This window comes from Pseudomonas sp. UBA6315, from assembly GCF_002438125.1.
Classification (GTDB): Bacteria; Pseudomonadota; Gammaproteobacteria; order Pseudomonadales; family Pseudomonadaceae; genus Aquipseudomonas; species Aquipseudomonas faucium.
In genome coordinates this window covers 1-10,072 of record NZ_DJTF01000097.1, presented here as the reverse complement: position 1 = coordinate 10,072, position 10,072 = coordinate 1, and the positions used below count along the sequence as shown (strand labels likewise).

Sequence of the window (10,072 nt, the reverse complement as noted above, 5' to 3'; positions counted from 1 at the left end):
TGATCGCCGAAGGCAAGGAAGTGCGCCTGAAGATGTGGCTGTTCCCGTGGCTGACCTACCTGGTGATCGGCTTCATCGTCGCCGCCCTGGTGACCATGGCCTTCATGCCTGACTACCAGATCCTGGTGATCTCCACCGGCATCGCCGCGGCCATCGTGGTGGCCATGGGTGTGGTGCACCAGATCCGCAGCGCCAAGCAGCACTAAGCGCTAGTGGTGGTTCGAAACGGCCGGCTCCCTCGTGGACCCGGCCGTTTCGCGTTGTTGGGCCTGGGGTTGTTCGTCGGGCATGTGAAAGCGCTGGTTCATCCAGGGTGAACCGAGCAGGGCGGCGGCGGCGATCAGGGCCAGGATGGCGAGGGCCAGGAAGGTTTTCATGGGCATGCGCATAATGGGACTGACCCGAAGCATAGACTGACAGTTCCGGCCCTATCGCCGGCAAGCCGGCTCCCACGGGTGCACTTTGTGGGAGCCGGCTTGCCGGCGATAGGGCCCTCAAGGCCGACAGATGGCTTATGCTGAGCACACTGCCCGCCAAAAGGAGCTGCACATGGCCTGGTCCGCCACCCAGTATTCCCTGTTCGAAGACGAACGCACCCGCGCCGTGCGCGACCTGCTCGCCGCCGTGCCGCCGCGCCCGGTACGCCATGCCACCGACCTGGGCTGCGGCCCGGGCAACTCCACCGAAGTGCTGCTGCAACGCTGCCCGGATGCCCAGGTGACCGCGCTGGACAGCGACAAGGACATGATCGACAAGGCCCGCGAGCGCAAGCGCCTGCACATCCCGCGGGTGCGCTGCGAGATCGCCGACATCAGCCAGTGGAGCGCCCCCGAGCCGCAGGACCTGATCCTGGCCAACGCCTCGCTGCAGTGGGTGCCCGACCACGGCGCGCTGTACCCGCACCTGGTGCGCCAGCTGAGCGAAGGCGGCAGCCTGGCGGTGCAGACCCCGGACAACCTCGACGAGCCGGCGCACCGTCAGCTGCGCGAGATCGCCGGGCGCGGGCGCTGGGCCGAGAAGTTCGCCGGCTTCAGCCTGCCGCCGCGGCACAACGCGGCGTTCTACTACGACCTGCTCAGCCCCCTGTGCAGCCGCGTGGATGTGTGGCGCACCACCTATCACCACCCATTGCCAGGCGGCGCCGAGGCGGTGGTGGAGTGGTTCAAGGGCTCGGCGCTGCGGCCTTACCTGGCCAAGCTGGACGAAGACGAACAGGCGGATTTCCTGCAGATGTACTTGCAGGCGATGCAGCGCGACTACCCGCCGGCCACCGATGGCAAGGTGCTGCTGCCGTTCCCGCGGTTGTTCGTGATCGCTACCCGCTAACGGCGCCGCCAGCGCCGGATCACGTAGCCGTAGATGGCGAGGTTGACCAGCAGCACGATGGCGCCCAGCAGCCACTGCAGCTGTGGCGTCAACCCGGCGGGGTAGATCAGCGGCCAGATGTAGTGCTCGACGAAGCCCCCGGGGTAGCCGGCATCGCCGGCAGCCAGGCGCATGCGGTTTTCCCAGTCGGTCAGCGGGCACTCCAGGTGCAGCCCCTCGACCGCCAGGCCCCAGGCCAGCGCGGGCAGGTGCAGGAGCAGGGCAGGGCGCCACCTGAGCACCAGCAGGCCGCCGAACAGCACCAGCAGGATGAAGGCCAGGTGCAGCAGCACCAGGGTGTCGGCGGCTAGGCGAAAGGGCATGGCGGGGTGCCTTGGTTGTCGGTAATGCCAGGATAGATGTACGGGCTGTACCGGCCTCTTCGCGGGGCAAGCCCGCTCCCACAGGTTCGCCACTGACGCGGGTTCGGTGAAATACCTGTGGGAGCGGGCTTGCCCCGCGAAGCGGCCGTCAACGTCACTGCAACCCTTCCTGGACCATCTGCAGGAAGGTCGCCACCACCCGCCGCGTGCGCTGTTCGCTCAGGCACACCAGGGTTTCGGTCAGGTGGCGTTGGCAATCGACGATCGGCAGCGCGCACACCCGCGCATCGGCGCCGAACTCCGCCGCCGACACCACTCCCACGCCAATCCCCACCACCACTGCCTCGCGCGCCGCCTCCCGGCCTTCGACCTGGATCGCCGGGCGGATCCGCAAGCCGGCGCGCTGCATCTCTTCCTCGAGCGTCTGGCGCGTCACCGAGCCCGGCTCGCGCAGCACCAGCGGCGTGTCGTCCAAATCTGCCAGGTTGATCGAGCCACGGCTGGCCCACGGGTGGTTGTGCGAAACGAACGCCACCATCGGGTCGCGGCGCAAGGGCACGCAGAACAGCCGCTCGTCATCGACATCGCGCCCCAGCAGGGCCAGGTCGGCCTGGTAGCTGAACAGCCGGGCCAGCGATTCGTCGGTGTTGCCCGTTTCCACCTTGACCTGGATGCCCGGGTAGCGCTGGCAGAAGCGCGCGATCTGCGGCAGCACGTGCACCGGCGCATCCACCGCCAGCACCAGGCTACCGGTGTGCAGGGCGCGGGAGTCCTGCAGCAGGTCATGGGCCTCGGCCTCGCAGGCGAACAGGCGCTTGCTGATGCCCAGCAGGCGCTCGCCCAGGTCGGTCAGCTGCACCGAACGCTTGTTGCGGTGAAACAGCAGCACGCCGAAGCGCTCTTCCAGCTTGCGCACCTGGTCGGACACCGCCGGCTGGGTCAGAAACAGTTTTTCTGCAGCCCGGGTGAAGCTGCCGTGCACGGCCACGGCGTGAAACGCCTTGAGTTGAGCGTGGGACACGGACATGACATCTCCAGTAACAAGCTGACCTTATGTGTGAAATACGATAAATCGATTTTTGTTATCAGTCAGCAACTGTTTCCATAGATTTCAGCCCGCCGCCACCGCCAAAAGCGGTCGCCGGGCCCTGGCGCACACACCTGCGCCACCTGACCAATGACGAGCCCCGTCATGCAGTGCGCAACACAACAACAAGACAGGCATTTCTTCACATTCTGCCGGCACACTTGAGCAAGAGGTCAGACTCACCATGAATCAATCCCTAGCCGCGTTGAAGCGCTGGCGCATCCAGATTTTCGCCATCACCTGGCTGGCCTACGCCGCCTTCTATTTCACCCGCAAGGCCTTCTCGGTCGCCAAGCTCGGCATCGGCGAAGACCCCACCTTCATGCTCGACAAGGCCGCCATGGCCAACCTCGACGGCATCTACCTGGCCGCCTACGCCGTGGGCCAGTTCACCTGGGGCATGCTCGCCGACCGCTTCGGCCCGCGCGTGGTGGTGCTGGGCGGGCTGCTGATCTCGGCGGCGGCAGCGGTGGTGATGGGCAGCTATGCGACCTTCCCGATCTTCGCCACCTGCATGCTGATCCAGGGCCTGGCGCAATCGACCGGCTGGGCCGGCCTGTGCAAGAACATCGGCAGCTTCTTCCCGGCCTCCCAGCGCGGCCGGGTATTGGGGCTGTGGAGTTCGTGCTACGCCTTCGGCGGCCTGGTCGCCTCGCCGTTCGCCGGCTGGTGGGCCTATACCCTGGTCGGCACCTGGCACGCGGCGTTCTTCTCCAGTGCCGCGGTGGTGGCGGCGGTGGCCGTGCTGTTCTTCTTCCTGCAGCGCAACAAGCCCGAGGATGTCGGCTTGCCGGCGGTGGAGCCCGAGCCGCAGAGCATGGCGCCTTCGGGCAACCTGTGCAGCGTGTGGGCGCCGTTGCGCGAGATCCTGCGCAACCGCACGGTGATGACCCTGGGCCTTGCGTACTTCCTGCTCAAGCCTGCGCGCTACGCGATCCTGCTGTGGGGCCCGGTGATCGTCTTCGAGCAGATGCCCTCGGTGGGCAAGGTTGGCGCGGCGATCATCCCCACCGCCTTCGAACTGGCCGGGCTGCTGGGCCCGATCATCATTGGCCTGGCCTCGGACAAGCTGTTCGGCGCCCGGCGCATGCCGGCCTGCGTGATCAGCCTGGTGCTGCTGACCGTGACCCTGGCGGCGTTCATGGGCGCCATGCACAGCGGCAGCATCGCCCTGGTGGTGAGCCTGCTGTTCGTCATGGGGCTGACCCTGTACGGGCCGGATTCGATGATCAGCGGCGCGGCGGCGATCGACTTCGGCACCGCCAAGGCCGGTGCCACGGCGGCCGGTTTCGTCAACGGCTGCGGCTCGGTGGGGGCGGTGCTCGGTGGCTTGCTGCCAGGCTACTTCGACAGCGTCACGGTGTTCATCGTGTTCGCCGGCTGCGCGCTGTTCTCCGCCCTGGTGCTGCTGCCGCACTGGAACAGCCGCCCGGCCAGCAACGCCCAGGCCCAGGACGTTGCGCCCAACACCAGCATGGCGGTCAAGCCGCTGCGTACCTAGCGGCCGGGCTGGCCGACAAAGCGTGAGATTACTTGTCGATCCGCTGCCCGAGGGCGTATAAACTGCACCCACTTTTTGGCCGGTCGCTTCCTGAACCGGCCGTTGAAACAAAGAGAGTCGACATGGGCGCACAGTGGAAAGCCAAGCATAGAGAAACAGCTGCCAATGCCAAGGGCAAGATCATGGGCAAGCTGGCCAAGGAAATCCAGATCGCTGCCAGGTCCGGCGCCGATCCCGACATGAACCCGCGCCTGCGCCTGGCCATCGTCCAGGCCAAGAAGGCCTCGATGACCCGCGAGACCCTGGACCGCGCGATCCGCAAGGGTGCCGGCCTGGACGGCGATGCCGTGCAGTACCAGGCGGTGAGCTACGAAGGTTTCGCCCCGCACCAGGTGCCGCTGATCGTCGAGTGCCTGACCGACAACGTCAACCGCACCGTGGCGCAGATCCGCGTGCTGTTCCGCAAGGGCCAGCTGGGCGCCAGCGGTTCGGTGACCTGGGACTTCAACCATGTCGGCCTGATCGAAGCCACCCCGAACGACGGCGCCGACCCGGAAATGGCTGCCATCGAAGCCGGTGCGCAGGACTTTGCCGAAGGTGAAGAAGAGGGCTCGACCCTGTTCATCACCGACACCACCGACCTGGATGCCGTGCAGAAGGCCCTGCCGGAGCAAGGTTTCACCGTGGTGTCGGCGAAGATCGGCTACACCCCGAAAAACCCGGTGAGCGCTGCCAGCCTGAATGCCGAGGCGTTGGCCGAGGTTGAAGCGTTCCTCGAGGCGATCGACGAGAACGATGACGTGCAGAACGTCTATGTCGGCCTGACCGACTAAAAGCGGGGCCGCTTTGCGGCCCATTCGCGGGGCAAGCCCGCTCCCACAGGTACTCCACTGAACTCAGGGGGCACCTGTGGGAGCGGGCTTGCCCCGCGAATGGGCCGGTGAATTCGACACAGGGACGCCCCATGAACCCCACCTTCGCCTCCCTCAGCCTCGCCCACCTGCGCACCCTCGACTGCCTCCTGCAGCTCAAGAACCTCAGCCACGCCGCTGTCCGCCTGGACGTCAGCCAATCGGCCCTGAGCCGCCAGCTGGCCCACCTGCGCGAAGCCTTCGACGACCCGCTGCTGGTGCGCCAAGGCCGCGGCTACGTGCTCAGCGAATACGCCGAAGCCCTGGTCGAACCCCTGCGCCAGGTGCTCGAAGAACTCCAGGCCCTGCGCCAACCCGCCGCGTTCGACCCGGCCCGCTGCGAGCGCCGCTTCTGCCTGGCCGCCTCCGACTATGTGGCCGAACACATGCTGCCGCTGCTGGTGGCCGCGCTGGAGCAGGAAGCCCCGGGCGTGTCCATCGACTACCGCAGCTGGCAGGCCGGCCAGTACGCCATGCTCGCCAGCGGCGAGATCGACCTGGCCACCACGCTGTTCGACGAATCCCCGCCCAACCTGCACGGCCGCCTGCTGGGTGAAGACCGCGCGGTGTGCCTGATGCGCCGCGATCACCCGCTGACGGCCAACGAGGTGCTGAGCCAGGGCGACTACCTGGCGTACAAGCACGTGCGCATCTCCGGTGGTGGCGACAAGGACAGCTTCATCGACCGCCACCTGCGCGCCCAGGGCCTGCAGCGCCGGGTGAGCCTGGAGGTGCCGTTCTTCTCGGCCACCGTGCAGGTCATCGGCAACAGCCAGGCGCTGGCCACCGTGCCCGAGCACATCGCCCGCCAGTTGTGCCGCCTGCATGACCTGGCCTGGCGGCCGCTCGGCTTCGTCGCGCATACCCAGCGCTACTGGGTGGTGTGGCACCAGCGCCTGCAGGCGTCGGCCGAACACCGCTGGTTGCGCAACCGGGTGTTCGAGCTGTGGCGCCAGTCGCAGTTCGGGGTGCAAGGTGGGCATGCGGGTTTGCCATAGCAGGTATGCGCCAAGCGGGGTTATTCGGTTGCGAGCAAGTGCCTAGACTGGGGGCATTGTGTTGCCTGTACCGGCCTCATCGCCGGCAAGCCGGCTCCCACAAGGACCGCATGTGGGAGCCGGCTTGCCGGCGATGAGGCCAGAACAGGCACTGGAAAGCCAACAGGAGCCCCCCGTGACCCCCGAACAATTTCGCCAGTACGGCCACCAACTGATCGACCTGATCGCCGACTACCGCCAGAGCGTCGCCGAGCGCCCGGTGATGGCCCAGGTCGAGCCCGGCTACCTCAAGGCCGCCTTGCCGGCCGCCGCGCCGCAGCAGGGCGAGCCATTCGAGGCGATCCTCGACGACGTCAACCAGCTGCTCATGCCTGGCCTGTCGCACTGGCAGCACCCGGACTTCTACGGCTACTTCCCCTCCAACGGCACGCTGTCGTCGGTGCTGGGCGACTTCCTCAGCACCGGCCTGGGCGTGCTCGGCCTGTCGTGGCAATCGAGCCCGGCCCTGAGCGAGCTGGAGGAAACCACCCTCGACTGGCTGCGCCAACTGCTCGGCCTGTCGGCCCAGTGGAGCGGGGTGATCCAGGACACCGCCTCCACCAGCACCCTGGTGGCGCTGATCTGCGCCCGCGAACGCGCCACCGACTACGCCCTGGTGCGTGGCGGCCTGCAGGCCGAAGCCAAGCCGCTGATCGTGTACGTCAGCGCCCATGCCCACAGCTCGGTGGACAAGGCCGCGCTGCTGGCCGGGTTCGGCCGCGCCAACATCCGCCTGATCGCCACCGACGAGCAGTTCGCCATGCGCCCCGATGCGCTGCAGGCGGCCATCGAGCAGGACCTGGCCGCCGGCAACCAGCCCTGTGCCGTGGTCGCCACCACCGGCACCACCACCACCACCGCGCTGGACCCGCTGCGCGCCATCGGTGAAATCGCCCAGGCCAAGGGCCTGTGGATGCACGTCGACTCGGCCATGGCCGGTTCGGCGATGATCCTGCCGGAGTGCCGCTGGATGTGGGATGGCATCGAGCTGGCCGACTCGGTGGTGGTCAACGCACACAAATGGCTGGGCGTGGCGTTCGACTGCTCGATCTACTACGTGCGTGACCCGCAGCACCTGATCCGGGTGATGAGCACCAACCCCAGCTACTTGCAGTCGGCCGTCGATGGCGAGGTGAAGAACCTGCGCGATTGGGGCATCCCGCTGGGGCGCCGGTTCCGTGCGCTGAAGCTGTGGTTCATGTTGCGCAGCGAGGGCGTAGAGGCGCTGCAGCAGCGCCTGCGGCGTGACCTGGACAATGCCCGCTGGCTGGCCGAACAGGTGCAGGCGGCAGGGGAGTGGGCGTTGCTGGCGCCGGTGCAATTGCAGACGCTGTGCATCGAGCATCGGCCTGCGGGGCTGGAAGGCGAGGCGCTGGATGCGCACACCAAGGCCTGGGCCGAGCGGCTCAATGCCTCGGGCGAGGCTTACGTGACCCCGGCGACCTTGAATGGGCGGTGGATGGTGCGGGTGTCGGTGGGCGCGTTGCCGACCGAGCGCGAGCATGTGCAGCAGCTGTGGGCGCGGTTGCAGGAAGTGGTCAAGGGCTGAAATCGCGGGGGCTGCAAAGCAGCCCCCTGCGGCTCCTCAGCCATTCACCGGCTGAAAACTCCCCTTGCGGCCAGCCTCAAAAGCGTCCTTCTCCATCGGCCTTGCCTGCGGATTGCCCAAATCCTCCATCGCCAACCGATGCGTCTCCGGCGCAATGTAGGCCGCCAGCGCACACAGGCAAGTCACCAGGAATGCCAAGCCACCCACCACCAGCGGAATGTTCTCAGACCCCGGCGGCGCCACCAGTGCGAACAGCGCCGGCAGCATCGCCGTGAGCATGGTGCCGATGTTCTGCGCAATGGCCATGGCCGAAACCCGGTAGCGGGTATGGAACAGCTCCGGGTAGAAGCTTGGGAACACCGCGTTGTACCCCTGGTAGACCATCCCCCACATGACGATGGAGGCGGCAAAGGCCAGCGGCACGTTGTGGATGCTGATCGCGTACAGGTAGACGAACGCCAGCAGGCCCGAACCCAGGCACCCGGCAATCATGGTCGGGCGCCGGCCGATCTTGTCGGACAGGTTGCCCACGAACGGAATCACCAGCACCGCGACGATATTGCCCACCACCGGGATCCACAGGTACACGCTCTTGTCGAAACCGATGCCGTAGGCCGGCTGCACCGCATAGGCTGCGCCAAAGATGGTGGCCACCACCGGGATCACGTTCATCAGGGCCATGAACATCACCAGCACCATGTGCTTCCAGCTGTGCCGGAAGGCCTCGCTGATCGGCGATTTGGCCACCTTGTCCTGCTTCTCTTCCTTCACGAACGCCGGGGTTTCATGCACCTCCTTGCGGATGATGAAACCTGCGATCAGCACCACGGCGCTCATCAGGAACGGAATCCGCCAGCCCCAGTCATTGAACGCCTCGCTGGGCATGAAATAGGCCAGCGGCAGGAACACCGCGGCCGCCAGCACCTGGCCTGCCTGCACGCCCTGCAGGGTGAAGCTTGCGTAGTAGCCGCGCCGGCCAAACGGGGCGTGCTCCATGATCATCGAGCTGGCCCCGGAGATCTCGCCGGCCACGGCAAAACCCTGGACCAGGCGCAGCACCACCAGCAAGGCCGGGGCGAGGATGCCGATGTCGTGGTAGGTGGGCAGAAGGCCCACGGCCATGGTCGACAGGCCCATCAGGAACATGCACAGCAGCAGCACGTTCTTGCGCCCGCGGGTGTCACCCCAGTGGCCGAGCACGCAGGCACCGATCGGGCGCGCCAGGTAGCCGACGCCGTAGGTCGCCAGCGAGGCGATGATGGCCATTTTCGGGTCGCTGTTGGGGAAGAAGATCTGCGGGAAAATCAGCGCCGCAGCCTGGGCATAGATGAAGAAGTCGTAGTACTCCAGGGCCGAGCCTATCCAGCCACTGGCAGTGGCTTTCTTCGCTTGGGAGCTTGAGTGGGCCATGCGTTTCTCCGTTGTTCTTGTTGGTTCCCGCACGGCGAGCGTGGGGTTATTTCGGGAGTATGGGTTGAGCGCGCTGGGTCAATGGTTGCTGAGGGCAAGGGGTGAAGCAATTCGCCAAAACGGGTTTTGGGCGATAATCGAACGCAAAACTAACTGTTCCGTACAAAGTGATTGAAGGGCCGACTCTACCCGCCAATAATCGATCCAGCCAGTGCCGTTTCGAGGGTCTGGCGTGTCGCCCTCCCAATAACAAGGAACTCCCCCATGCAGCGTTCGATAGCCACCGTGTCCTTGAGCGGCACCCTGCCGGAAAAGCTCGAAGCCATCGCCGCCGCCGGTTTCGACGGCGTCGAGATCTTCGAGAACGACCTGCTGTACTACGCCGGCAGCCCGCGCGAAGTGCGCCAGCGGTGCGCCGACCTGGGCATCGCCATCACCTTGTTTCAGCCGTTTCGTGATTTTGAAGGCTGCCGCCGCGACCGCCTGCAGAAGAACCTCGACCGCGCCGAGCGCAAGTTCGACCTGATGCAGGAGCTGGGCACGGACCTGGTGCTGGTGTGCAGCAACGTGCAGGCCGACGCGCTGGGTGAGGAGCAACTGCTGGTGGACGACCTGCGCCTGTTGGCCGAGCATGCCGGCCGGCGCGGCTTGCGCATCGGCTACGAAGCGCTGGCCTGGGGCCGCCACGTGAACACCTACCAGCAGGTGTGGAACCTGGTGCGCCAGGCCGACCACCCGGCCCTGGGGGTGATCCTCGACAGTTTCCATACCCTTTCGCTCAAGGGCGACCCGGCCGCGATCGGCGAGATCCCGGGCGACAAGATCTTCTTCGTGCAAATGGCCGATGCGCCGCTTTTGAACATGGACGTGCTGGAGTGGAGCCGCCACT

Annotated in this window: 10 protein-coding genes and 1 pseudogene; 7 read left to right on the top strand and 4 right to left on the bottom strand. The window is 66.4% G+C overall.

The window, feature by feature from the left end; genetic code table 11:
• A pseudogene (locus tag B3E94_RS12565) lies at positions 1-206 on the top strand (GABA permease); the annotation flags it as partial.
• A 3-nt stretch (positions 207-209) separates the two neighbouring features.
• On the opposite strand, the gene B3E94_RS12560 reads toward B3E94_RS12565, so the two are convergent.
• Positions 210-389, bottom strand: a complete 180-nt coding sequence (locus tag B3E94_RS12560; protein ID WP_236193772.1) for a hypothetical protein — start codon at positions 387-389, stop codon at positions 210-212.
• 160 nt (positions 390-549) lie between these two features.
• On the opposite strand from B3E94_RS12560, the gene tam reads away from it, so the two are divergent.
• Positions 550-1,326 (top strand): trans-aconitate 2-methyltransferase, encoded by a 777-nt coding sequence (gene tam / locus B3E94_RS12555; RefSeq protein WP_286913748.1) that lies wholly within the window; start codon positions 550-552, stop codon positions 1,324-1,326.
• On the opposite strand, the gene B3E94_RS12550 is transcribed toward tam, so the two are convergent.
• Together B3E94_RS12550 and B3E94_RS12545 are read right to left on the bottom strand one after the other, a co-directional pair.
• A complete protein-coding gene (locus B3E94_RS12550; protein ID WP_286913746.1) occupies positions 1,323-1,688 on the bottom strand; it encodes a DUF2784 domain-containing protein in 366 nt (121 codons plus the stop codon). The two genes, tam and B3E94_RS12550, sit on opposite strands and share 4 nt — an antisense overlap.
• A gap of 154 nt (positions 1,689-1,842) precedes the next feature.
• Positions 1,843-2,715 (bottom strand): LysR family transcriptional regulator, encoded by an 873-nt coding sequence (locus B3E94_RS12545; protein WP_236238327.1) that lies wholly within the window; start codon positions 2,713-2,715, stop codon positions 1,843-1,845.
• A gap of 244 nt (positions 2,716-2,959) precedes the next feature.
• On the opposite strand from B3E94_RS12545, the gene B3E94_RS12540 reads away from it, so the two are divergent.
• From B3E94_RS12540 to B3E94_RS12525, 4 genes are all read left to right on the top strand, one after another.
• A complete protein-coding gene (locus B3E94_RS12540) occupies positions 2,960-4,276 on the top strand; it encodes an MFS transporter (RefSeq protein ID WP_286913744.1) in 1,317 nt (438 codons plus the stop codon).
• Between the two features lie 122 nt (positions 4,277-4,398).
• Positions 4,399-5,109, top strand: coding sequence for a YebC/PmpR family DNA-binding transcriptional regulator (locus B3E94_RS12535; protein WP_286913743.1), 711 nt, complete (start codon positions 4,399-4,401; stop codon positions 5,107-5,109).
• Positions 5,110-5,240: 131 nt separating this feature from the next.
• Positions 5,241-6,185: a LysR family transcriptional regulator gene (locus B3E94_RS12530; protein WP_286913742.1), complete on the top strand. Its 945-nt coding sequence runs from the start codon at positions 5,241-5,243 to the stop codon at positions 6,183-6,185.
• A gap of 175 nt (positions 6,186-6,360) precedes the next feature.
• Positions 6,361-7,773, top strand: coding sequence for a DOPA decarboxylase (locus tag B3E94_RS12525; protein WP_286913741.1), 1,413 nt, complete (start codon positions 6,361-6,363; stop codon positions 7,771-7,773).
• A 36-nt stretch (positions 7,774-7,809) separates the two neighbouring features.
• Here B3E94_RS12525 and B3E94_RS12520 read toward each other — a convergent pair whose 3' ends face one another.
• Positions 7,810-9,183 (bottom strand): MFS transporter, encoded by a 1,374-nt coding sequence (locus B3E94_RS12520; RefSeq protein WP_286913740.1) that lies wholly within the window; start codon positions 9,181-9,183, stop codon positions 7,810-7,812.
• 264 nt (positions 9,184-9,447) lie between these two features.
• Here B3E94_RS12520 and B3E94_RS12515 point away from each other — a divergent pair.
• Positions 9,448-10,072, top strand: a 625-nt coding sequence (locus tag B3E94_RS12515) for a sugar phosphate isomerase/epimerase family protein (RefSeq protein ID WP_286913739.1), incomplete at its 3' end; no start/stop codon positions are given.